We start from the raw sequence: 23951 nt of genomic DNA on the forward strand, positions 1-23951 counted from the left end.
ATGGCGCGCATCGACCTGGACCTCGCCCATTCCTACCTGGCGCATCCCGAGGCGGACGAGGACTACGCGCTGCTGCCGCTGCGTTTCACCTTCGAGGATGGCGGCGCCTATGCCCTGCTCGGGCCGTCGGGCTGCGGCAAGACCACGCTGCTGAACTGCATTTCCGGGCTGCTGCGGCCCTCGCACGGCACCATCGCCTTCGACGGCCGCGACGTGACCGCCGCCACGCCGCAGCAGCGCAATATCGCCCAGGTGTTCCAGTTCCCGGTTATCTACGACACCATGACCGTCGGCGAGAACCTGGCCTTTCCCTTGCGCAACCGCGGCGTGCCGGCCGAACAGGTCAAGGAGCGGGTAGGGCGGGTGGCGGAGATGCTGGAGCTGTCCGCCTGGCTGGACCGCCGTGCCAGCGGGCTGGCGGCCGATGCCAAGCAGAAGATCTCGCTCGGGCGGGGCCTGGTGCGCAGCGACGTGTCGGCCATCCTCTTCGACGAGCCGCTGACGGTGATCGACCCGCAACTGAAGTGGCAACTGCGCCGCAAGCTCAAGGAGATCCATCACGAATTCCGCCTGACGCTGATCTACGTCACGCACGACCAGACCGAGGCGCTGACCTTCGCCGACCAGGTGCTGGTGATGTCGCGCGGCAAGGCCGTGCAGGCGGGCTCGGCGGATGCGCTGTTCGAGCGTCCGGCACACACCTTCGTCGGCCACTTCATCGGTTCGCCCGGCATGAACTTCCTGCCGGGCCAGTGGCGTGACGGCGCCATCGAGATGGGCGGCCGCCGCTACCTGCCCGAGCTGGCACCCGCGCTAGGCCAGGCGCTGCAGGCGGCCGGCAGCTTCAAGGTGGGGGTGCGGCCCGAATACCTGCGGCTGGCCGCTGCCGACGATGCGCATGCGGTGCCCGCCATCGTCGAGCGCGCCCAGGACATCGGCACCTACTGGCTGGTGACCGCCGCGGTGCAGGAGGCGGGCGCCAAGGTAGCCACGCTGCGCGCCCGCATGGGCGCCGAGGCAGCTGCGCTCAGGCCGGGCGACACCGCCTGGTTGTCGGCCTTCCACCGCCGCACCTGCTACTACGTCAACGAGGAACTGGTGTCATGAGCACGCTCAAGCCCGTCAATCAGAAAGCCTGGCTGCTGGTGGTGCCGGTGGTGCTGTGCGTAGCCTTCTCCGCCATCCTGCCGCTGATGACCATCGTCAACTACTCGGTGCAGGACATCATCTCGCCCGAGCGCCGCGTCTTCGTCGGCACCGAATGGTTCGCCACCGTGCTGCGCGACGGCGAACTGCACGACGCCTTGCTGCGCCAGGTCGCGTTCTCGCTCGCCGTGCTGCTGGTGGAGATCCCGCTGGGCATCCTGCTGGCGCTGTCGATGCCGGCCACGGGCTGGAAGGCCTCGGCGACGCTGGTGATCATCGCCCTGTCGCTGCTGATCCCGTGGAACGTGGTGGGCACCATCTGGCAGATCTTCGGGCGCACCGACATCGGCCTGCTGGGGGCCGCGCTCACGGGCCTGGGCCTGGCCTACAACTACACCGGCAGCGCCGTCGATGCCTGGCTGACCGTGCTGGTGATGGATGTCTGGCACTGGACGCCGCTGGTGGCGCTGCTGTGCTACGCGGGCCTGCGTGCCATTCCCGACGCCTACTACCAGGCCGCCAAGATCGACGGCGCCAGCCGTTTCGCGGTGTTCCGCTACATCCAGCTGCCCAAGCTGCGCGGCGTGCTGATGATCGCCGTGCTGCTGCGCTTCATGGACAGTTTCATGATCTACACCGAGCCCTTCGTGCTGACCGGCGGCGGGCCGGGCAACGCCACCACCTTCCTGTCGCAGTACCTGACGCAGAAGGCCGTCGGCCAGTTCGACCTCGGCCCGGCGGCCGCCTTCTCCATCGTCTACTTCCTGATCATCCTGCTCCTGTGCTTCGTCCTGTACAACTGGATGCAGCGCGCGGGCACCGCCGCCGCGGAGGACATGCCCAATGCCTGAAGCGAAGCAGCACGCCACCTGGTGGCGCAACGCCTTCCTGCTGGTCTACCTGCTGTTCGCCATCGTGCCGATCTACTGGATGGTGAACATGTCGTTCAAGACCAACGAGGAGATCGTCTCCACGCTGTCGCTGTGGCCGGCGGCATTCACGCTGGAGCACTACCGCACCATCTTCACCGATGCGTCCTGGTACTCCGGCTACATCAACTCGATGATCTATGTGGCCTTGAACACCGTGATCTCGATCACCATGGCGCTGCCCGCGGCCTATGCCTTCTCGCGCTACCGCTTCATCGGCGACAAGCATGTGTTCTTCTGGCTGCTGACCAACCGCATGACGCCGCCGGCGGTGTTCCTGCTGCCGTTCTTCCAGCTTTACTCCACCATCGGGCTGATGGACACCCACCTCGGCGTGGCGCTGTCCCACCTGGTGTTCAACGTGCCGCTGGCGGTGTGGATCCTGGAAGGCTTCATGTCGGGCGTGCCGCGCGAGATCGACGAGACCGCCTATGTCGACGGCTACTCCTTCCCACGCTTCTTCCTGACCATCTTCCTACCGCTGATCAAGGCCGGCGTGGGCGTGGCTGCCTTCTTCTGCTTCATGTTCAGCTGGGTGGAGCTGCTGCTGGCGCGCACGCTGACCTCGGTCGACGCCAAGCCCATCGTCGCCACCATGACGCGCACCGTGTCCGCGTCCGGCATGGACTGGGGCGTGCTGGCCGCGGCCGGCGTGCTCACCATCGTGCCCGGCGGCATCGTGATCTGGTTCGTGCGGCACTACATCGCGAAGGGCTTCGCGATGGGCCGCGTCTGATTCCGAAGGAGCGCTCCATGTTCAGTTGGATGGTCTGGACCACGCCCGTGGCCGTCTTCTTCGCCAGCATCGCACTGATGCTGGTCGCCATGACCTTGTGGGAGGCGCGTTCGCCCTCGGCATTGCGCAAGGGCTTCCTGCCGATCGCCACCACGCGCGGCGACCGCCTGTTCATCGGCCTGATGTGCGCGGCCTGGATCAACCTCGCCTGGGTCGGCCTGGGCGAGAAGCTGGCGCAGTGGTTCTCGCTCGCCGAAGCGCCCTCCGTGTGGGTCAGCTTCGCGCTGTCGATGCTGGCCCTGGCGCTGATCATGCGCAAGGGCTGAGCGCTGCGGCGCCTACTGTGGCGCCTACTGCGCGACCTGAATCGAAGTCATCGAGCCAATGGGCCTGGCGGCTTGTCCCTTCCCGGGGCCGCTGCCCAACGATACAGCGGGGAGGGGGAATCTCGAGGAGGCGTTCATGAAGGTGCAGATGAAGTTGGGCATGACGGCGTTCGCCTGTGCGGCGGCGCTGGCCTGCGGGCATGCGGCCTGGGCCGGCGAGGCCGAGGCCAAGAAGTGGATCAACGACGAGTTCCAGCCGTCCTCGCTGTCCAAGGACAAGCAGCTGGCCGAGATGAAGTGGTTCATGGACGCCGCCGCCAAGCTCAAGGCCAAGGGCGTCACGCAGATCAACGTGGTGTCGGAGACCATCACCACGCATGAGTACGAATCGAAGACCTTGGCCAAGGCCTTCGAGGAGATCACCGGCATCAAGGTCAACCACGACATCATCCAGGAGGGTGACGTGGTCGAGAAGCTGCAGACCTCGATGCAGTCGGGCAAGTCCATCTACGATGGCTGGATCTCGGATTCGGACCTGATCGGCACGCACTACCGCTACGGCGCCATCCTGCCGCTGACCGACTATATGGCGGGCGCGGGCAAGGAGTGGACCAACCCGGGCCTGGACGTCAAGGACTTCATCGGCACCAAGTTCACCACCGCGCCGGACGGCAAGCTCTACCAGCTGCCCGACCAGCAGTTCGCCAACCTGTATTGGTTCCGCGCCGACTGGTTCGCGCGCAAGGACCTGCAGGACAAGTTCAAGGCCAAGTACGGCTACGAACTGGGCGTGCCGACCAACTGGTCGGCCTATGAGGACATCGCCGAGTTCTTCACCAATGACGTCAAGGAGATCGACGGCAAGAAGGTCTTCGGCCATATGGACTATGGCAAGAAGGATCCTTCGCTGGGCTGGCGCTTCACCGATGCGTGGCTGTCGATGGCGGGCGCGGCGGACAAGGGCCTGCCCAACGGCATGCCGGTGGATGAATGGGGCATTCGCGTGGCCGAGGACAAGTGCACGCCGGTGGGCGCCTCGGTGGCGCGCGGCGGCGCCACCAACAGCCCGGCCGCGGTCTATGCGCTGACCAAGTACGTCGACTGGATGAAGAAGTACGCGCCGCCGCAGGCGATGGGCATGACCTTCTCGGAAGCCGGCCCCGTGCCGGCGCAGGGGCAGGTGGCCCAGCAGGTGTTCTGGTACACGGCCTTTACCGCCGACATGACCAAGAAGGGTTTGCCGGTGGTCAATGCCGACGGCACGCCGAAGTGGCGCATGGCGCCGTCGCCCTATGGCCCGTACTGGAAGCCGGGCATGCAGAACGGCTACCAGGACGTGGGTTCCTGGACCTTCTTCAAGAACACCGATCCGAACCGGCTGGCGGCGGCCTGGCTGTACGCGCAGTTCGTGACGTCGAAGACGGTGTCGCTGAAGAAGTCGCTGACCGGCCTGACCTTCATCCGCGACAGCGACATCCACCACGACTACCTGACCAAGAACGCAGCCAAGTACGGCGGACTGATCGAGTTCTACCGCAGCCCCGCGCGCGTGGCCTGGACGCCGACCGGCACCAACGTGCCGGACTATCCGAAGCTCGCGCAGCTGTGGTGGAAGAACGTGGCCACCGCCGTCACCGGGGAGAAGACGCCGCAGGCGGCGATGGACAACCTGGCCGACGAGATGGAGCAGGTGATGGGGCGGCTGCAGCGCGCCGGCATGACGAACTGCGCGCCCAAGCTCAATCCCAAGAGCGACCCGGCCAAGTGGCTGTCGACCGAGCACGCGCCCTGGCAGAAGCTGGCCAACGAGAAGCCCAAGGGCGAGACCATCGCCTATGACAAGCTGCTGCAAGCCTGGAAGGAGGGGCGGGTGCGCTGAAACGGACGATCTGCCTGGAAGCGGACGGCAGCGCGCTTGCGCTGCCGTTTTTTTCTGGCGGCAGCGCAATGCGCGGCTGCCCTCGGCTAGCCGGCGAGCAGCGCGACGCCGCATGCCAGCAGCGCCGCCGACCACACCCGGTCGAGGTTGATCCAGCCCGTGCGCAGGAAGGCCAGCCCGATGCGGTCGTAGACCAGCAGCGCAACCGCGCCGATTGCCAGCAGCATGGCGAGCGTATGCACTGCCAGCATAAGCAGCGCCGGCAGCAGCGGCGCGGCGGCGCCGGCGCCGGGACTGGCCCCGCACAGCGGCAGCAGCGCGGGCAGCAGCATCAGGCCGGCGCCGTGCGTGCCCGCCATCAGGAAGGACCAGGCCGCCAGCCCCGCCATGCCCGCCTGCATGCCCACGCGCGGGCGCTGGCGATGGCCGCGCAGGCCGTGCCAGGCGGCCCAGGCGATCAGCACGGCCCCGGTGGCGCGCGCAAGCCAGTGCGGATCGAGCAAGCTGCCCAGGGCCAGCGCGGCGGCCATCGCTGCCGCCACCGCAAGGGCATGGCCCAGCGCGATCGGCAGCAATGCCAGCAGTACGACGGCGCGCCTGCCGCGATGCAGGCCGAGCGCAACAGCGAACAGCCAGCCCATGGCCGGGTTGATGCCGTGGTAGAGGCCCAGCGCGGCGGCCGCCAGCCAGGGCCACCACGGCGGCCCCGACCGGGCCCATTGCAAGGCGAGATGCGCGTCCAGCGGCGCTGGCATGGAGAACATGGCTGGCTGGCGACGCAGTCCGGCGTAGCGCGCGTGCTGCGTCCTGCCGGTTCAGGGGTAGCAGTAGGAATCCGAGGAGCAGTCGCCGCCCTGGAGCCTGACCTGGTGCGGGCGCAGCCCGTCGGGCCAGCGCAGGAAGAAGCGCGGATCGAAGTGGATGCCGCCGTCGGGGTCGGCATCCAGCTTGACCATCCACCCATCGATGCCGTCCGGGTAGAACTGGGCGTCGATCGCGCCGTACAGCGAATTGGTGAAGTAGACGCGGCGCCCGTCACGGCTGACCTCGACCATCTGCGGCGCGCCGTTGAGCGGCCTGCCGTCTGTGCCCGGATGCGAGGCGCGCGAGATGACGCCGCCGATGCGCACGCTGCCGGTAAGCCGGGGCGTGAAGGGGTCGGAGACGTCGTACTGCAGCAGGTCGCCGGTGCCCCAGCAGGAGACGTAGAGAAAGCGGTCGTCCAGCGAGAGGTCGATGTCCGTCACCAGCGGCGGTACCGCCTTGAACGGCTGCAGCAGCGGCGGCAGCTGCGCGGGGTCGGCCGGCTCGGCGGGAATGTCGATCACCTTGCGTACCGCCCAGCGCTCGCCGTCGCGGTGCCAGACCCAGATCGACGAAGACAGATCCTGCAGGCTCAGCACGCAATTGACGAAGCCATAGGCGCGTGTGGGGTCGTGTGCCGGGCGCAGTTCGAATACCAGCTGGTAGGTCTCGCCGAAGTCGATCTCCTGCAGGTGCCGGCGGCGGTTCAGGTCCCAGAAGTGCAGGCGCCTGCCATAGCGCGCGCCCAGCAGCAGCGCGGGATCGAGGCCGTTCTCGAACATGTCGGGCGTGCCCCACTCGCTGGTGACCAGTGTGTCGTAGCCGAGGTGCCACCAGCCATCGTAGGCGAAGCGCTGCGGGCCGCGCTCCACCTCCCAGCGGCCGAGGGGCTCGAAGCTCTCCGGGTCGAGCAGCAGCATGCCGCCGGGCGCCTCGCCAGCGGTATTGCCGAGTGCGCTCAGGAAGATGCCGCCCGGCCCGCAATGCACGGTGTGCGGGCGCGTGTATCCGGTGCGTTCGGCCAGGTCGCCGGGCTCGATCACCTTGGCGATGGACGGGTGGCGCGGGTCGGGCTGCGTGTCGATGATATGGATGCGCGAGGAGCGCAGTCCCGGCACCACCAGATAGCGCCGCGCCATGTGTGGATGGGGTGCGTTCGGGCACAGGCAGGATGAGCAAGAGTTCCAGCCGAAATGGTGCAGCTCGTCGCCGGTGTTGGGCATGTCGATGCGTCCGACGATGCCAGCATAGGTTGCCGAAGCCGGGTCGACGTCGACCACGGCGATGCCGTCGGGGCGGCGGCGCGAGGGGTCGAACATGGCCACGTAGGCGAGTGCTTCGGCCGGCGCCTTCGCAGCCAGGCGCGGTGAGGGATAAAAACTGGGATCGGGCTTCCAGGTCGCCATGGCGCACCTCCTCGCTCCGCAGTGCATCGCAGCCCTTGAACTATAGGCCACATCGCGCCGGCGCGCCGGCGACGGTCCTCAGACCTGGCCGTGCAGGCCCGGCAAGGCGTAGCGCGCCTTGCCGCGCCGCTTGGCTTCGTAGAGCGCCATGTCCGCCCGCATGAACAGTTCGCTCGCGGTCTGGCCGTCGCCAGGCAGATGCATGGCTGCGCCGACGCTGGCCGTGGCCAGCAGCGCGTGGCCGGCGATGTGGTGCGGCTGTTGCGAAGCCTGCACGATGGCCTGCGCGATGCGCTCGATGCCGGACGATGTGATGGCGTTGCCCAGCACGATGGCGAACTCGTCTCCGCCGATGCGGGCCACGGCGTCGCCTTCGCGCACGCAGGCCGACAGGCGCTTGCCGAAGGCGGCCAGCAGTTCGTCGCCGACCGCGTGTCCGTGGCTGTCGTTGATGTGCTTGAAATCATCGAGGTCGACCAGCAGCAGCGCGATGCCGTGGTCGCGCCCGTGGCCGCGGTTCAGGGCGTCGGCCAGACAGCGGTCGAAGCCCTTGCGGTTGAAGAGGCCGGTCAGGTGGTCGCTGACGGTCTGGGCCTCCAGCTTGCGAAGCGTCTGGCGCTCGGCCGTGACGTTGCGCGCGAACATGTAGACCCCGATCACGGTGTCGTGCGCGTCATTCCACGCCGGCTGGCAGAACACCTCCAGGCATTCGGCGCCATCGGGGCTCTCCTGGCTGAAGGTGACGGCATTGCCGGCAAAGGCCTGCGCCAGATGAGGCTGGACGGCGAGATAGGTGGGGGTGCCCCACAGCTCGCGCAGCTTGAGTCCGATGATCTGCTGCACCGGCAGGCCGAAATGCCGGGCATAGGCCTGGTTGACGAAGACATAGCGTTCCTTCGCATCGATGAAGGAGACGAAGTCGGGCACATGGTTGGCAATGGCCTCGATGCGCTTCTCGCTTTCCGCGGCGCGGTCCTTGGCGGCGCTGAGTGCGTCCTCGCGTTCCTTGAGCTGGCGCACGACGACAGCGAAGGCGGTCGCGAGCTGGCCGATTTCGTCCTTGCGATGCGTGGGCAGCTGGTTGACCGCATCGGCGTTGGCGGCCACGGTGTCGACCACGCGACGGAAATCCTCGAGCGGCTTCAGCAGGCGGCGCACCATGAGCCACATCAGGACGGCGGTTCCCAGCAGGGTGAGCAGGCTGATCACCATGGCCTTGCGGCGCACCTCCAGCAGCGGCAGGAAGGCCTCGCCGGCGGGCAACACCGACACCACGGTCCAGCCGTTGATGTCCAGAGGGCGGCGCGTGACGACCGGCTGTTCGGGCAGCAGGAACTCCCAGGGCGAGGCGGCATGCCGTTCGACGCCGCAGGCATCTTGCGCGCCCTGCGACGGCAGCATGATCCTGGCCGGATCGGCATGCATCGCGTAGCGGGGATTCGGGCCGGAGGAGATGAGGCAATAGGTGCCGGCCGCAGCGAGCCGGCCATGTCCCAGTTTGCGCAGGAAATTGTCCTCGGCCAGGTTGACCACGCCGCCGACCACGGCCTGCAGCGCGCCATCGGGGCCGCGCAGCGGCACCGCCAGCACGATGCCCGGCGCATTGCTCATGCGGCCGTACAGCAGGTCGGATGCCGCCACGTCGGCACCTGCCTCGATGGCGCGGAAGTAGTCGCGGTCCTTGATCTGCAGCCGCCGGCCAAGAGGCACGGCGGTGCTGAAGGCCACCTCGCCGTCGGGCCTGGCCATGAAGACCGCGTTGAAGTCCTCGGGCATGGCCACCGCGTCGACGGCGAACGCCTTGAGCTTGGCGGGCGGCTGCTCGAGCATGGGCGCGAACTGGTGCGCCAGGCGGTGCAGCACGACGATGCGGCTGTCGAACTTCTCATCCAGGTGCATGGCAACCAGGTCGGTCTGCCTGGCCTGCTGCGCTTCCCGCAGCTCCCGCAAGGAAGAGTAGGCATAGTACTGAGAAACCAGGACGCGCACGCCGATGATCAGCGTCACGACCAGCGCCGTGGCCAGTGCAACCCGGTATTTCAGTGAGTGCCGCATGATTGCTGTTCTTGCCTGGACGGGTGCGGGACGATGGCCAAGATTAGCAGATGCACGGGGCACCGGGATATGGCGGCGGCCCGTGCGATCACGGGCAATTGCCGAGCGTTTGCATCAGCCAGTCGATGACAGGGCGGAAACGCGAATTGCCGCGGAACTCGGCCGGATAGGCCAGCCAGATCTCGCGCACCACTTCCGGCACCTCGTGCAGCAGTTCCAGGCTGGCGTCCCCCTGCGCCAGGTAGTGCGGCAGCAGGCCGGCGCCCAGCCCGGCGCGCACCGCGTGGCGCACGGCCTGCAGGCTGTTGGACTGGAAGGCGACCCGGGTGCCGCGTACCTCGGTCCAGGCGGATTCCGGCAGCGTCAGCCCTTCGTCCAGCAGGGCGCAGCAGGGCAGGGCGGCGACCGCGGCGGCGTCGCGCGGAGGCGTGCCGGCATCGCGGGCACGGGCGTAGAAGCCGAAGCGCACGGTCCCGGCGCGCTGCGCCACCACTTCGTCCTCCTGCGGGCGCGCCAGCCGCACGGCGATGTGCGCGCGCCGGCGTGCCAGGCTGGCGACGCGATTGTCGAGCTCCAGCCTGACCTGGATGGCGGGGTGCGCTGCGTACAGGGCACCGAGCCGTGGCGTCAGGAAATCGCTGCCGAGCGCCGCGGTCGCCGCCACTCTCACCTCGCCCGACACACCGCCGCTGCCGTGCTCGGCAGTGCGCAGCAGCCGGTCCGCGCTGCGTTCCATCTGGCGTGCCGCGTCGAGCGCGGCCAGGCCGGTTTCCGTCAGCGCGAAGGCGCCGTCGGTCCGCGTCGCCACGGAACTGCCCAGGGCGGCTTCCAGGCGGCGGATGCGCCGGATCGCGGTGGCATGCGTGATGCCGAGCTCGCGCGCGCAGGCGGAGTAGCTGCCGCAGCGTTGCAGCGCCGACAAGGTCAGCAGGTCGTCCCAGCAAAGTGAACGTTTTTGCACAGTGGGCGTGAGGATCTTGAGAATTGGCGTACAGCTTAGCGGCGCCTAACATGGCTGCAAAGCGTCGACATGGCCGCTTTGCAGCCATGTTAGGCGCCGGCCTTCCTTACGTTCCTTTCTATTTCACTTTCCGCGCCGGCCCTAGGCCGGCCCAAGGAGCCCTGCATCATGACCCAAGCGTTCACCCTGCTCGATCTCGCCGGCGCCAGCCGCGCACCGTCCGCCTGGGATGCGGCCGTGCTCCTGCTGATCGACCACCAGCGCGAGTATGTCGACGGCCGCCTGCCCTTGAGCGGGATGCCCGCCGCCGTGGCACACTGCGCGGCCCTGCTGGCTCTGGCGCGCGAGCGGGGCGCGCCCGTGGTCCATGTGGTGCACCACGGCCGGCCGGGCGGCGGTGCCTTCGACCCCACCGGCCCCTACGCGGCCATCATCGAAGGGCTGGCGCCGCGCGCCGGCGAAGCCACGGTGACGAAGAGCCTGCCCAACAGCTTTGCCGGCACCGACCTGGCGGCGGTGCTGCAGCGTACCGGCCGCAAGGAACTGATCGTGGCCGGCTTCCAGACGCATATGTGCGTCAGTGCGACCGTGCGCTCTGCGCTCGACCACGGCTACCGCAGCACGGTCGTGGCCGCCGCCTGTGCGACGCGCGACCTGCCCGACCCGCTGGGCGGTGGCGCCCTGGCGGCATCGGAGGTGCATCGCGCGGCGCTAGCGGCCCTGCATGACCGCTTCGCCACGGTGGTGGCCGACGAGGGTGCCTGGCGCTAGGCGCGTCGCAGCCCACCGGCGCCCGTGTGGCGCCGGTCGGGCACTGTGTTCGGGACTACGCAGAACGGGGAAGGGCGTGCGTGGCGGCCAGGTGCGGGCCGTGCGGCGCGCCGGGAGGAGTCGCGCGGGGAACGGTTGCCTCGCTGAGGGCGGCGATCGCCGTAGCTGCGAGGCTGCACGCTGGCCGTATTTCCAGACTGGTGCATCTGTGCGGCGAAGTCAAAGAAAATGGCACGCGCGCGCAGAGAACCGTTGGTGCGGGCCCCGGGTGCCTGTCGCCTTGGTGCTGCGGGGGCGGCATGGAAGTCATGCAGACCGTGCAGACAATGGGGAAAAACAAAAAACCCCGGAAGCCTTTCGGCGCCGGGGTTCCTTGGCAACGTAAGGCGTTGCCAGCCAAATCTGGTGGGTGGTACAGGGATTGAACCTGTGACCCCTGCCGTGTGAAGGCAGTGCTCTACCGCTGAGCTAACCACCCCTGCTGCTGCGTCGTTGTTGCTGTCGTGCAGCGGAGAAATGAGATTATGCAGGCGCTGCTGTATCTTGTAAAGCCCTTTCTGCAAATATTTCTGCGGCGCTGCGCAAAGACCCTCGTTCCTGCTGCCGCTGGCTGCCCTTGGGGGCTCAGGCGGCAGGCAACTCCTGCCACACCGTCTTGCCGCCGCTGGCCTTGTCCAACTGCTTCAATACGGCCGCATGCGCCGCGCTTTCCTCGGCGCTGGCGCGCAGCACCGGCAACTCCAGCGCTGACAGATCGGCCGCCGCAACGGCATGGCCCGCGCTGCCGCCATCGTCCAGGGCATCGATCACCAGCGAATTCTGGCCGCGCGTCATGGCCAGGTAGACCTCGGCCAGCAGTTCCGCATCGAGCAAGGCCCCGTGCAGCGTGCGGTGCGCATTGCTGATGCCGAGGCGCTCGCACAGGGCGTCGAGCGAGTTGCGCTTGCCGGGGAACATCTGGCGCGCTTCCTTCAACGTATCGATCACGCTGGCGGCGTGGCCGCGGAAGGGCGGCAGGCCGAGCAGCTGGAACTCCATGTCGAGGAAGCCCAGGTCGAAGCTGGCGTTGTGGATGATCAGCTCGGCATCGCGCACGAATTCGCGGATGGGTTCGACCACCTCGGCAAAGCGTGGCTTGTCGGAGAGGAACTCGAGCGTCAGCCCGTGGACGGCAATCGCGCCTTCATCGATATCCCGCTCGGGATTGATATAGAAATGCAGATTGCGCCCCGTCAGGCGCCGGTTGATCATCTCCACACAGCCGATTTCAATCAGGCGGTCGCCGGTGGCGGCATTCAGGCCGGTGGTTTCGGTATCGAGAACGATCTGTCGCATGGCGGGCATTCTACCGGAGGGCGCCGGCTGCCTCAGGCGGCGAGCGTGGCCACGCCGCGATTGGCCAGCGCGTCCGCGCGTTCGTTGCCAGGGTGGCCGTTGTGGCCGCGCACCCAGTGCCAGCTGATCTGATGCTGGCTGGCCAGGGTGTCCAGCACCTGCCACAGGTCGGCGTTCTTGACCGGCTTCTTGTCCGCCGTCTTCCAGCCGCGCGCCTTCCAGCCCGGCAGCCATTCGCTGATGCCCTTCTGCACGTACTGCGAATCGGTGTAGACCTTGATGCGGCACGGGCGCTTGAGCGCGCGCAGGGCTTCGATGACCGCGGTCATTTCCATGCGGTTGTTGGTGGTGTTGTTCTCACCGCCGAACAACTCCTTCTCGCTGGTGCCGGCCACCAGCAGCGCGCCCCACCCGCCGGGGCCGGGATTGCCCTTGCAGGCACCATCGGAATAGATCGTGACGTCTTGCACTTCTTGGACTTCTTGCATAGGTTCCTGGGTTCGGGCCGGGCCGCGGGGCGGCCGGCGAGGGTCTTGCGGCGCAGCGCGGTGCGGGCTGGCTAGCTAGCCGTCGTCGCGCTGCGTGCCGTCGTGGTTCTTGCCGTGGGTGCCGGTCGGGCTGGCCACGGGCGCGGCCACCGGCTTGAGCGCCGCCTTGGCGGGCTTCCACGCCGGGCCCACCAGCCGGATGCTGCGCACCCGCTTGATGGCCGAGATCATGTAGACGGCGCCGAAGATGGGCCACCAGCGGTCGCCGGCCTTTTCCATGAAGGCCGAGCGCTGCAGCCAGCGCTCCGTGCGGTAGGGCGGGCAGTAGCAGCCGAAGCGACCGCGGATGATATCGAAGCCGAGCAGCTTGAGCCAATCCTTGATGCGCACAAAGCCGATCGACTGCGCATCGGCCGGCAGGAACGGGTCCACGCCGAGGCGGTTCAGGCCCTGGCGCGCGCCCCACAGGCTCATGGGGTTGAAGCAGGTGACCACCACCCGGCCCTCCGGCATCAGTACGCGCGCGACCTCGCGCAGCACCTCGTGTGGGTACTCGCTGAACTCCAGCACATGGGGCAGGGTGACGAGATCGATGCTCTGCGTTTCAAAGGGCAGTTCATCGAAGCGGCACAGCAGCTGGCGCGCGTCGGGATGGCTGGCGCGCGGGCCGTGGGGGCCGCTGCCCGCGTCCAGCGCCAGCGCCGAGAAGGGCATGCGGTTCTCGCGCAGCGTGTCGATCACGGGCAGGCCGAGCTGCACCGCGTGGTAGCCGAAGATGTCCGCCACCGTGCGGTCGTACTGGCCCTGCTCCCAGCCCAGCATGTATTGCCCGGGCGGGGAAGCCAGCCAGCCTTCCCAATCTATAATCGGTCGGTCGGACATAGGAGCACGTATGTTGAGAGTGGAGCCGATTCCTGCATTCCAGGATAACTATATCTGGGCGATTCACGATGGTCACTGCGCCGCCGTGGTGGATCCCGGCGAGGCAGGCCCGGTCGAGCGCTTCCTGGCGCAGCACCGGCTGGCTCTGGGCGCTATTGTAATCACCCATCATCACGGCGATCACCAGGGCGGTGTCGCCGCCTTGCTGGAGGCGCATCCGCGCGCACCGGACGGCATGCCGCTGCCCGTGGTGGGGCCGGCCGCCGAACGCATCGGCGGGTGCACCGTGGCGGTGCGCGAGGGCGATGTGCTTACGCTGGCGTCGCCGCGGCTGCGCCTGCGTGTGCAGGATGTGCCCGGCCACACGGCGGGCCATGTGGCCTACGTGGCAGACGGCGGGGAGCTGGGCGACGCCGGGCCCGCGGTCTTCTGCGGCGACACCTTGTTCGCCACCGGTTGCGGCCGCCTGTTCGAGGGTTCTCCGGCACAGATGCTGGCCTCGCTCGACAAGCTGGCAGCGCTGCCGCCCGCCACGCGGGTCTATTGCGCGCACGAGTACACGGCGGCCAATGTCCGCTTTGCGCGCGCGGTGGAGCCGGCCAACGCGGCGCTGGCCGAGTGGCAGGCGCAGGTGCAGGCGCTGCGCGCGCAGGGCAGGCCGACCGTGCCCACCACCATCGGCCTGGAACGCGCGGTCAATCCGTTCCTGCGCTCGCGCGAGCCCGCCGTACGTGCTGCGCTGACCGCCCAAGGTGCCGGCGCCGGCAGCGACGCGGCAGCGTTTGGCGCGCTGCGCGGCTGGAAGGATGGCTTCCGCTAGGCCTGCGCCGCGCGTCATGCGAGCCGTCGCGCCATGTTCGGGCGGCGGGCGCATCCCGCGTTTCTCCAGGGCCGCCGTGGCGGACTTGGGGGGAGAATCTCATTGACGCCTTAGCGCGTTTTTCATAGCATCAGGCAATTTTTTAGCGTCACGATTCGAGAAATTAATGAAAATTGGTCGATTCATGGTGGTGGTCGCATGCGCTGCGCTGCTGGCGGCGTGCGCAGGCACGCCGCCAGCAGCCGATCCGGACGGCACACCGACCGCGCAGCGCGCCAAGCCAGATCCGCTCAACAGCCTGACCACCGGCAAAGCTGCCGGCGGGCTGAATGCGGCCAAGAAGCCGCCCGCGGGCGGCGAGAGCAGCGGCAGGGACTGGCTGAACGTGCAGCAGAGCGATATCTGGGATCGCATCCGGCGCGGCTTCGCCATGCCCGACCTGGAAGGCACGCTGGTTGACGACCGTACGCAGTGGTACGCGCAGCGCCCGGAATACATGGAGCGCATGATCAGCCGGTCGAGCCGCTACCTCTATCACATCGTCGAGGAACTCGAGCGCCGCAACATGCCCACTGAGCTGGCGCTGCTGCCCTTCGTCGAGAGCGCCTTCAACCCGCAGGCCGAGTCCAGCGCGAAGGCGGCCGGCATGTGGCAGTTCATCCCCAGCACGGGCAAGACTTACAAGCTCAAGCAGAATATGTTCCGCGACGAGCGCCGCGATGTGCTGGCCTCGACCGATGCCGCGCTCGACTACCTGGCGCGCCTGTACGACATGTTCGGCGACTGGCAGCTGGCGCTGGCGGCCTACAACTGGGGCGAGGGCGCGGTGGGGCGCGCGATCGCGCGCAACCAGGCGCGCGGCTTGCCGACCGACTACGCCAGCCTGAGCATGCCGAACGAGACACGCTACTACGTGCCCAAGCTGCAGGCGGTCAAGAACATCATCAGGAATCCCGAGATGTACGGCGTCAAGCTGCCCGACATCCCGGACCAGCCCTATTTCGTCACGGTCACCACCTCGCGCGATATCGACGTGGCACTGGCGGCCAAGCTGGCCAATATGCCGCTGGAGGAGTTCAAGGCGCTGAATCCATCCTTCAACCGCCCGGTGATCCTGGGCGCGGCCAATCCGCAGATCCTGCTGCCCTTCGACAACGCGGAGCGCTTCCAGTACAACCTGAACACCTACCGTGGCGGGCTGTCGAGCTGGACGGCGGTGACGGTGGACAGCAAGGAGCGCGTGGAGGCGCTGGCCGCCCGCCTGAACATCGACCCGGACACCCTGCGCGAGATCAACCGTATTCCCAAGGGCATGCGGCTCAAGGCCGGCTCTACCGTGATGATCCCCCGCACGGAGCGCAATGACGAGGACATCAGCGCCAGCCTGGCCGACAACGCCACGCTCGCCGTCGAGCCGGACCAGCCGGACGCGCGGCGGGTCGTGGTGCGCGCCGGGCGGCGCGACACGGTGGCGTCGATCGCGCGCCGCTATGGCGTCAGCGCCAACCAGTTGATGTCGTGGAACCACCTGCCGGGCACCAAGCTCGTGGCCGGCCAAAGCCTGGTGGTGATGGTGCCGGTGCATGCCGGCGGCGCGCGCGCCGCCGCGAGCAGGCACGGCGGTGCCGAGGTGGTCAGGGTGTCGGGCAAGCCCCACGCCGAGGCGCACGGCCGCGCGGCCGAGCCGCACAGCCGTGCGGCCGCGGCGCCGGCGCGCAAGTCGGCGGCGCCGGCAGCCAAGGCCAGCGCCGGCAAGGCGGCGGCGCCGGTCAAGGCGTCGGCGGGTTCCGCCAAGGGCAGCAAGAAACGCTGACGGTGGGTGGGCGGCAAGCGCTGCCGCCCGCCGCGCCCGCCGTGCCGGCAACGCTTGCGATAGATCTAACCGCGGCGGCGGCGGCGATGGCAAACTAGCGGCACAATCACAGCCGCCATCGCGCGGAGGAGACAGCCATGACCGCTAGCCGCGCCCTGCACGCGCGTTCTCTGGCCGACCCCGAGGGGTTCTGGGCCGAGCAAGCCAGACGCATCGAGTGGGAAACCCCCTTCGAGCGGGTGCTCGACGATAGCCGGGCCCCCTTCGCGCGCTGGTTCGTCGGCGGGCGCACCAATCTCTGCCACAACGCCGTCGACCGGCATCTCGCCGAACGCGCGGCGCAGCCGGCGTTGATCCACGTCTCCACCGAAACCGGGCAGCGCCGGACCTACACCTACGCCGAACTGCACGACGAGGTGAACCGGATGGCCGCCATCCTGCAAGCCTTCGGCGTGGTCAAGGGCGACCGCGTGCTGATCTACCTGCCGATGATCCCGGAGGCGGCCTTCGCGATGCTGGCCTGCGCTCGCATCGGCGCGATCCACTCCGTGGTGTTCGGCGGCTTTGCCTCGGTCAGCCTCGCCGCGCGCATCGACGACGCGCAGCCGCGCGTGATCATCAGCGCCGACTCTGGCTCGCGCGCCGGCAAGGTCGTGCCGTACAAGCCACTGCTCGACGAGGCCCTGCGCCTTGCGGGGCACCGGCCCGAGCGCGTGCTGCTGGTCGACCGCGGGCTCGCCGACATGGCCCGCACGCCCGGCCGCGACGAAGACTATGCGCAATGGCGCGAACAGGTCGGGCCGGCCCGCGTGCCCTGCGTCTGGCTCGAATCGAGCGAGCCTTCTTACGTGCTCTACACCTCGGGTACGACCGGCAAGCCCAAGGGGGTGCAGCGCGACACCGGCGGCTACGCGGTGGCGCTGGCCACGTCGATGGAGTACATCTTCTGCGGCAAGCCGGGCGACACGATGTTCACCTGTTCCGACATCGGCTGGGTGGTCGGGCACAGCTACATCATCTATGCGCCGCTGCTGGCGGGGCTGGCCACCGTCATGTACGAGGGCACACCGGTGCGGCCCGATGGCGGCATCCTGTGGCAGCTGGTGCAGGAGTACAAGGTGAACCTGATGTTCACCGCGCCCACCGCCATCCGCGTGCTGAAGAAGCAGGACCCGGCCTGGCTGACGCGCTATGACCTGTCCAGCCTGCGCCTGCTGTTCCTGGCCGGCGAGCCGCTCGACGAGCCCACCGCGGACTGGATCCAGCAGGGTATCGGCAAGCCGGTGGTGGACAACTACTGGCAGACCGAGACCGGGTGGCCCATCATCGCCATCCAGCGCGGCATCGAACCACTGCCGGCCAAGCTCGGCTCGCCCGGCGTGCCGGCCTACGGCTATGACTTGAAGATCGTCGACGAGTCGACCGGCGAGGTCTGCGCGCCCGGGCAGAAGGGCGTGGTGGCCATCGACTGGCCGCTGCCGCCGGGCTGCATGAGCACCATCTGGGGCGACGACGAGCGCTTCGTGCAGACGTATTGGTCGTCCATACCGAATCGGCGCTGTTATTCCACCTTCGATTGGGGCGTCCAGGACGAGGATGGCTATGTCTTCATCCTGGGCCGTACCGACGACGTCATCAATGTGGCCGGGCACCGCCTGGGCACGCGCGAGATCGAGGAGAGCCTGTCCTCTCATTCCGGCGTGGTCGAGGTGGCGGTGGTCGGCGTGCAGGACGCGCTCAAGGGCCAGGTCGCGCTGGCGGTGTGCGTGGCGCGCGATCACGCCGCGGTGGAGGATGCCGCTGGGCGCCTGGCGCTGGAAGGCGAACTGATGAAGACGGTGGAACGCCAGCTCGGCGCGGTGGCGCGGCCGGCGCGCGTGCTGTTCGTCAACGCGCTGCCCAAGACGCGTTCGGGCAAGCTGCTGCGCCGCGCCATCCAGGCGGTGGCGGAGGGCAGGGCCTCGGGCGACCTGACCACCATCGAAGATCCGGCTACGCTGGAGTTGCTGCAGGCCGCGCTGAAGGGCTGAGCGCCCGGGGCCGGCTGCGCCAGGTCGCAGCCGGCCCACGTGCAAACAGCGCTTGCGTTTCGAAGCAATGCCTCCTAATATTTTAAGCATGAAATATTTAGGCTTGATCTAGAGCCGGGCTGGCGGCCAGCGAAGCGGCGGCTGGCGCACAAGGAGACAAGACATGCGTGTGCTGTGCATTGGCGGCGGTCCGGCGGGCCTGTACTTCGGCCTGCTGATGAAGTTGCGGGACGCCCGCAACGAGGTCATCGTGGTGGAGCGCAACCGCCCGTACGACACCTTCGGTTGGGGCGTGGTGTTTTCGGACGCCACCATGGACAACCTGAAGGAAGCCGATCCGGTCAGCGCCGCCGAGATCAACGAAGCCTTCAACCACTGGGACGACATCGACGTCCACATCGGCGGGCGCACCATCCGCTCGGGCGGCCACGGCTTCATCGGCATCGGCCGCAAGCGGCTGCTCAACATCCTGCAGGCGCGCTGCGAAGCGCTCGGCGTGCGGCTGGTGTTCGAGACCGACGTGAGCGACGACCAGGCGCTGGCCGAACAGTACGAGGCGGACCTCGTGATCGCCTGTGACGGCATCAACAACCGCATCCGCACGCGCTACGCCGACACCTTCCGCCCCGACATCGACACGCGCCGCTGCCGCTTCGTCTGGCTGGGTACCCAGAAGCTGTTCGACGCCTTCACCTTCGCCTTCGAGAAGACCGAGCACGGCTGGTTCCAGGCGCACGCCTACCGCTTCGACGACAACACCTCCACCTTCATCGTCGAGACGCCCGAAGAGGTCTGGCAGGCCGCCGGCATCGAGCAGATGAGCCAGGAGGAGGGCGTGGCCTACTGCGAGCGCCTGTTCTCGCGCTACCTGGACGGACACAAGCTGATCAGCAACGCCACCCACCTGCGCGGCTCGGCGATCTGGATCCGCTTTCCGCGCGTGATCTGCCAGCACTGGGTGCACTGGAACACGCTGGCCGGCGGGCGCCGGGTGCCGGTGGTGCTGATGGGCGACGCGGCGCACACGGCGCACTTCTCAATTGGATCCGGCACCAAGCTGGCGCTGGAGGATGCCATCGACCTGGCCGCTGAGATCGGCGCCGGCGGCACGGCCGGCCTGCCCGAGGCGCTGGCGCGCTACGAAGCCACGCGCAGCGTCGAGGTGCTGAAGATCCAGAACGCGGCGCGCAACTCCACCGAATGGTTCGAGAACGTCGAGCGTTATGCCAGCCTCGCCCCCGAGCAGTTCGCCTACTCGCTGCTGACGCGCTCGCAGCGCATCTCGCACGAGAACCTGCGGCTGCGCGATGCCGGCTACGTGCAGGGCTTTGAGCACTGGCTCGCGCGCGAGGCCGGCATGCCGGCCGACGCTCCCGTCATGGCGGAAGGCAAGGCGCTGCCCCCGATGTTCACGCCCTATCACGTGCGCGGCCTGACGCTGAAGAACCGCGTAGTGGTGTCGCCGATGGCGATGTACTCCTGCGTCGATGGCGTGCCGGGCGACTTCCACCTGGTGCACCTCGGCGGGCGCGCGATGGGCGGCGCCGGCATGGTGGTGGCCGAGATGACCTGCACCTCGCCGGACGCGCGCATCACGCCGGGCTGCCCGGGTTTGTGGAACGACACGCAGCGCGAAGCCTGGCGCCGCATCGTGGATTTCGTCCATGCCAACAGCGATGCGCGCATCGCCATGCAGATCGGCCACGCCGGGCGCAAGGGGTCGACCCAGCTCGGCTGGGAGCAGATGGACTACCCGCTGCCGGAAGGCAACTGGCCGCTGCTGTCCGCCTCGCCCCTGCCTTACCTGCCGGGCGTGTCGCAGGTGCCACGCGAGATGACGCGGGACGACCTGGCCGGCGTGCGCGATGACTTTGTCGCCGCCGCGCGCCGTGCGGCCGAGGCCGGCTTCGACTGGCTCGAGCTGCATTGCGCGCACGGCTACCTGCTGTCCAGCTTCATCTCGCCGCTGACCAACCAGCGGGACGACGAGTACGGCGGTTCGCTGGAGAACCGGCTGCGCTATCCGCTCGAGGTGTTCCGCGCGGTGCGCGCGGCCTGGCCGCAGGAGCGGCCGATGTCGGTGCGCATCTCCGCGCACGACTGGGTCGAGGGCGGCATCACGCCCGACGATGCAGTGGCGATCGCGCGTGCCTTCAAGGCTGCCGGCGCCGACATGATCGACTGCTCCTCGGGCCAGGTCAGCCCCGACCAGGCGCCGGTGTACGGCCGCATGTACCAGACGCCGTTCGCCGACCGCGTGCGCAACGAAGCGGGCATCGCCACCATTGCGGTGGGTGCCATTTTCGAGGCCGACCACGTGGACAGCATCATCGCCGCCGGCCGCGCCGACCTGTGCGCGATCGCGCGGCCGCACCTGGCCGATCCGGCCTGGACACTGCATGAGGCGGCCAGGCTGGGCTGGCGCGAGGCCGCGTGGCCCAAGCAATACCTGGCCGGCAAGCGCCAGTACGAGACCAACCTGGAGCGCGCCGCCGCCGTCGAGGCGCAGGCCGCGGGGAAATGAAGAAATGACCATGGCCGACCAGACCAACGCAGGCGTGTTGCGCGGCAGGCACGCACTGGTGACCGGCGCGGGCCGGGGCATCGGCGCGGCGATCGCGCGCCGGCTGCTGGCCGAAGGCGCCAGCGTGACCTTGCTCGGCCGCCAGGCCGTGACGCTGCAGGAGACTGCGGCCGCGCTGCGTGAACACGCGCCGGCCGGCGCCGCGCTGGCGATCGAAGCGGCCGACATCGCCGATGCCGATGCGGTGGCGCGGGCCTTTGCCGCCGCCGCCGAGCGCCTCGGCCCGATCGCGGTGCTGGTGAACAACGCCGGCCAGGCGCGCAGCGCGCCCTTCGGCAAGACCGACCTGGCGCTGTGGCAGTCCATGCTCGAGGTGAACCTGACCGGCACCTTCCTCTGCATCCAGGCCGCGCTGCCGGCCATGCTGGCGGCCGGCTGGGGCCGCATCGTCAACGTGGCGAGCACCGCGGGGCTGACCGGCTATGGCTACGTCAGCGCCTATTGCGCGGCCAAGCACGGCGTCATCGGGCTGACCCGGGCGCTGGCGCTGGAAGTGGCCGCCAAGGGCGTGACCGTCAATGCGGTCTGCCCCGGCTATACGGAGACCGACATCGTGCGCGAGGCTGTCGCCAACATCGTGGCCAAGACCGGGCGCAGCGAGGCCGAGGCACGCGCCGAGCTGGCCGCCGCCAATCCGCAGAAGCGGCTGGTGCAGCCGGACGAGGTTGCCGATGCGGTGGCCTGGCTCTGCCGGCCGGCGGCCGGCGCGATGACCGGCCAGGCTATCGCGGTGGCGGGCGGCGAGCTGATGACCGGCTGAGCGGGGTCGCCGCCCGCGTGAAGCGGAAGACAGAACCGAAACGGCGAGCCGACATAGCGAACCGACAGACAAGATAGACAAGACAGATAGAGAAACAGAGAGATAGCCCATGACCGACATCGCCCTCGACATGCGCCACCACAAGCGCCCCTTCGCCGACTACCAGCCGCGCCACTTCCAGTGGTCGGTCTCGGCGGACGGCAAGGTGGGCACGGTGACCCTGAACCGCCCCGAGCGCAAGAACCCGCTTACCTTCGATTCCTACGCCGAGCTGCGCGACCTGTTCCGCGGCCTGTGCTACGCCAGCGACATCAAGGCGGTGGTGGTGACCGGCGCCGGCGGCAATTTCTGCTCCGGCGGCGACGTGCACGAGATCATCGGGCCCCTCACGCGCATGCGCATGCCCGAGCTGCTCGAATTCACGCGCATGACCGGCGACCTCATCAAGGCCATGCGCGCCTGCCCGCAGCCGGTGATCAGCGCCGTGGATGGCATCTGCGCCGGCGCCGGCGCCATGATGGCGCTGGCCTCCGACATGCGCCTGGGCACCGAGGCGGCCAAGACCGCCTTCCTGTTCGTGAGAGTCGGCCTGGCCGGCGCCGACATGGGCGCGTGCTCGCTGCTGCCGCGCGTGATCGGGCAGGGGCGTGCCAGCGAACTGCTCTATACCGGGCGCAGCATGAGTGCGCAGGAGGGGCTGCAATGGGGCTTCTTCAATGCGCTGCACTCTCCCGATGCGGTGCTGGCCGAAGCGCAGGCGCTGGCCGCCCAGCTCGCCGCCGGGCCGACCTTCGCCCACGGCGTCACCAAGAAGCTGCTGCACCAGGAATGGAATATGGGGCTCGACGAAGCGATCGAGGCCGAGGCCGAGGCCCAGGCCATCTGCATGCAGACCCAGGACTTCCGCCGTGCCTACGATGCCTTCGTGGCCAAGCGCAAGCCTGAGTTCGAGGGCGACTGAACCGGATGCACGTCGTGCCGCACCACACAAGCCAAATCTTCCGAGGATGACGATGTCGGACAAGAGCTATCTCGAACTGCCGTTCTTCGACGAGGCGCACCGCGCACTGGAACGCGATCTCGACGCCTGGTGCGCGGCCTCGCTGCACGTGGACCACGGCGATACCGATGCCGCCTGCCGTGCGCTGGTGCGCCAGCTCGGCGCGGCCGGCTGGCTGCGCTACTGCGTGCCTGCCGCCTACGGCGGCGCGTTGCCGGCGCTGGATTCGCGCGCGCTGTGCCTGCTGCGCGAAACGCTGGCCCGTCACGACGGCCTGGCTGACTTCGCCTTCGCCATGCAGGGGCTGGGCTCGGGCGCGATCACGCTGGCCGGCAGCGATGCGCTGCGCGAGCGCTACCTGCCGCGCGTGGCATGCGGCGAGGCCATCGCTGCCTTCGCGCTGTCCGAGCCCGAGGCGGGTTCTGACGTGGCCGCCATGCAATGCAGCGCGACGCTGTCGGCGGACGGCAGTCACTACGTGCTGGACGGCGCCAAGACCTGGATTTCCAACGGCGGCATCGCCGATTTCTACTGCGTGTTCGCACGCACCGGCGAAGCGCCGGGCGCGCGCGGCATCAGCGCCTTCGTGGTCGACGCCGGCACGCCCGGCCTGGAGATCGCCGAGCGCATCGAGGTGATGGCGCCGCATCCGCTGGCCACGCTGCGCTTCTCCGGCTGCCGCGTGCCCGTGTCGCACCGGCTCGGCGAGCCGGGGCAGGGCTTCAAGGTGGCGATGATGACGCTGGACATCTTCCGTGCCTCGGTGGCGGCCGCCGCGCTGGGCTTCGGCCGCGCCGCGCTGGACGAGGCGCTGGCGCGGGCACGTTCGCGCCCGATGTTCGGCGGCGTGCTGGCCGACCTGCAGCTGACCCAGGCCGCGCTGGGCGAGATGGCGACGGCGGTCGACGCTGCCGCGCTGCTGACCTACCGTGCCGCCTGGCTGCGCGATGTGGCGCAGCGGCGCACCACGCGCGAGGCCGCGATGGCCAAGATGGTGGCCACCGAGAACGCCCAGCAGGTGATCGACCGCGCGGTGCAGATGTTCGGCGGGCTCGGCGTCAAGGTGGGCTCCCGCGTGGAGGGCCTGTATCGGGAGATCCGCGCGCTGCGCATCTATGAAGGCGCCACCGAAGTCCAGAAGCTGATCATCGCGCGCGAGACGCTGGCGGCTGGCTGAGCCTGCGCTCGGCCTGGGATGAATGCAGGAAGCACACCGAGCAGGAAGC

At 68.6% G+C, this 23951-nt stretch carries 20 protein-coding genes and 1 tRNA gene; 13 read left to right on the plus strand and 8 right to left on the minus strand.

Annotation, left to right across the window (positions count from 1 at the left end):
- From AC1Z3O_RS04505 to AC1Z3O_RS04525, 5 genes are all read left to right on the plus strand, one after another.
- Positions 1-1107 carry an ABC transporter ATP-binding protein gene (locus AC1Z3O_RS04505; RefSeq protein WP_483513871.1) on the plus strand — a complete coding sequence of 369 codons (1107 nt, stop codon included), beginning with the start codon at positions 1-3 and terminating at the stop codon, positions 1105-1107.
- The gene (locus tag AC1Z3O_RS04510; protein WP_483513873.1) at positions 1104-1997 is read left to right on the plus strand and encodes a carbohydrate ABC transporter permease; all 894 of its coding nucleotides are present in this window, start codon (positions 1104-1106) and stop codon (positions 1995-1997) included. Before AC1Z3O_RS04505 ends, AC1Z3O_RS04510 begins: the two co-directional genes overlap by 4 nt.
- On the plus strand, positions 1990-2811 hold the full coding sequence (locus AC1Z3O_RS04515; protein ID WP_483513875.1) for a carbohydrate ABC transporter permease: 822 nt from the start codon (positions 1990-1992) through the stop codon (positions 2809-2811). Before AC1Z3O_RS04510 ends, AC1Z3O_RS04515 begins: the two co-directional genes overlap by 8 nt.
- A 17-nt stretch (positions 2812-2828) precedes the next feature.
- Positions 2829-3137, plus strand: a complete 309-nt coding sequence (locus AC1Z3O_RS04520) for a DUF2160 domain-containing protein (RefSeq protein ID WP_483513876.1) — start codon at positions 2829-2831, stop codon at positions 3135-3137.
- A gap of 148 nt (positions 3138-3285) precedes the next feature.
- Positions 3286-5016 carry an ABC transporter substrate-binding protein gene (locus AC1Z3O_RS04525; protein WP_483517515.1) on the plus strand — a complete coding sequence of 577 codons (1731 nt, stop codon included), beginning with the start codon at positions 3286-3288 and terminating at the stop codon, positions 5014-5016.
- 86 nt (positions 5017-5102) lie between these two features.
- Here the strand turns inward: AC1Z3O_RS04525 and AC1Z3O_RS04530 are convergent, their stop codons facing one another.
- The 4 genes from AC1Z3O_RS04530 to AC1Z3O_RS04545 all read right to left on the minus strand — a co-directional run bounded on the left by AC1Z3O_RS04530 (position 5103) and on the right by AC1Z3O_RS04545 (position 10242).
- Positions 5103-5771, minus strand: a complete 669-nt coding sequence (locus AC1Z3O_RS04530) for a hypothetical protein (RefSeq protein ID WP_483517516.1) — start codon at positions 5769-5771, stop codon at positions 5103-5105.
- A 60-nt stretch (positions 5772-5831) separates the two neighbouring features.
- Positions 5832-7226, minus strand: coding sequence for a selenium-binding protein SBP56-related protein (locus tag AC1Z3O_RS04535; RefSeq protein ID WP_483513878.1), 1395 nt, complete (start codon positions 7224-7226; stop codon positions 5832-5834).
- A gap of 78 nt (positions 7227-7304) precedes the next feature.
- The gene (locus tag AC1Z3O_RS04540) at positions 7305-9281 is read right to left on the minus strand and encodes a sensor domain-containing diguanylate cyclase (protein WP_483513880.1); all 1977 of its coding nucleotides are present in this window, start codon (positions 9279-9281) and stop codon (positions 7305-7307) included.
- A gap of 88 nt (positions 9282-9369) precedes the next feature.
- Entirely contained in the window at positions 9370-10242 is an 873-nt protein-coding gene (locus AC1Z3O_RS04545) for a LysR family transcriptional regulator (RefSeq protein WP_483513882.1), read from the minus strand.
- 168 nt (positions 10243-10410) lie between these two features.
- Here AC1Z3O_RS04545 and AC1Z3O_RS04550 point away from each other — a divergent pair, with 168 nt between their 5' ends.
- Positions 10411-11013 (plus strand): cysteine hydrolase family protein, encoded by a 603-nt coding sequence (locus AC1Z3O_RS04550; protein ID WP_483513884.1) that lies wholly within the window; start codon positions 10411-10413, stop codon positions 11011-11013.
- A 403-nt stretch (positions 11014-11416) separates the two neighbouring features.
- On the opposite strand, the gene AC1Z3O_RS04555 is transcribed toward AC1Z3O_RS04550, so the two are convergent.
- The 4 genes from AC1Z3O_RS04555 to AC1Z3O_RS04570 all read right to left on the minus strand — a co-directional run bounded on the left by AC1Z3O_RS04555 (position 11417) and on the right by AC1Z3O_RS04570 (position 13718).
- Positions 11417-11491 (minus strand) — tRNA-Val (locus AC1Z3O_RS04555).
- A 146-nt stretch (positions 11492-11637) separates the two neighbouring features.
- Positions 11638-12348: a DNA polymerase III subunit epsilon gene (gene dnaQ, locus AC1Z3O_RS04560; protein WP_483513886.1), complete on the minus strand. Its 711-nt coding sequence runs from the start codon at positions 12346-12348 to the stop codon at positions 11638-11640.
- Between the two features lie 32 nt (positions 12349-12380).
- A complete protein-coding gene (rnhA, locus tag AC1Z3O_RS04565) occupies positions 12381-12818 on the minus strand; it encodes a ribonuclease HI (protein WP_483517517.1) in 438 nt (145 codons plus the stop codon).
- A 93-nt stretch (positions 12819-12911) separates the two neighbouring features.
- Positions 12912-13718 carry a class I SAM-dependent methyltransferase gene (locus AC1Z3O_RS04570; RefSeq protein ID WP_483513888.1) on the minus strand — a complete coding sequence of 269 codons (807 nt, stop codon included), beginning with the start codon at positions 13716-13718 and terminating at the stop codon, positions 12912-12914.
- Positions 13719-13728: 10 nt separating this feature from the next.
- Between AC1Z3O_RS04570 and gloB the strand changes: the two genes are divergently transcribed.
- The 7 genes from gloB to AC1Z3O_RS04605 all read left to right on the plus strand — a co-directional run bounded on the left by gloB (position 13729) and on the right by AC1Z3O_RS04605 (position 23902).
- On the plus strand, positions 13729-14538 hold the full coding sequence (gene gloB, locus AC1Z3O_RS04575; RefSeq protein WP_483513890.1) for a hydroxyacylglutathione hydrolase: 810 nt from the start codon (positions 13729-13731) through the stop codon (positions 14536-14538).
- Between the two features lie 166 nt (positions 14539-14704).
- Complete coding sequence (locus AC1Z3O_RS04580) at positions 14705-16351, plus strand: transglycosylase SLT domain-containing protein (RefSeq protein ID WP_483513891.1); 1647 nt, start codon at positions 14705-14707, stop codon at positions 16349-16351.
- A gap of 137 nt (positions 16352-16488) precedes the next feature.
- Positions 16489-18381 (plus strand): propionate--CoA ligase, encoded by a 1893-nt coding sequence (locus tag AC1Z3O_RS04585; RefSeq protein WP_483513893.1) that lies wholly within the window; start codon positions 16489-16491, stop codon positions 18379-18381.
- A 163-nt stretch (positions 18382-18544) separates the two neighbouring features.
- Positions 18545-20905, plus strand: a complete 2361-nt coding sequence (locus AC1Z3O_RS04590) for a bifunctional salicylyl-CoA 5-hydroxylase/oxidoreductase (RefSeq protein WP_483513895.1) — start codon at positions 18545-18547, stop codon at positions 20903-20905.
- 10 nt (positions 20906-20915) lie between these two features.
- Complete coding sequence (locus tag AC1Z3O_RS04595; protein WP_483513897.1) at positions 20916-21725, plus strand: SDR family NAD(P)-dependent oxidoreductase; 810 nt, start codon at positions 20916-20918, stop codon at positions 21723-21725.
- Positions 21726-21834: 109 nt separating this feature from the next.
- On the plus strand, positions 21835-22686 hold the full coding sequence (locus tag AC1Z3O_RS04600; protein WP_483513898.1) for an enoyl-CoA hydratase family protein: 852 nt from the start codon (positions 21835-21837) through the stop codon (positions 22684-22686).
- 52 nt (positions 22687-22738) lie between these two features.
- On the plus strand, positions 22739-23902 hold the full coding sequence (locus AC1Z3O_RS04605; RefSeq protein WP_483513900.1) for an acyl-CoA dehydrogenase family protein: 1164 nt from the start codon (positions 22739-22741) through the stop codon (positions 23900-23902).
- Positions 23903-23951 lie beyond the last annotated feature (49 nt).

The organism is Cupriavidus sp. 09_S30 (assembly GCF_056930435.1).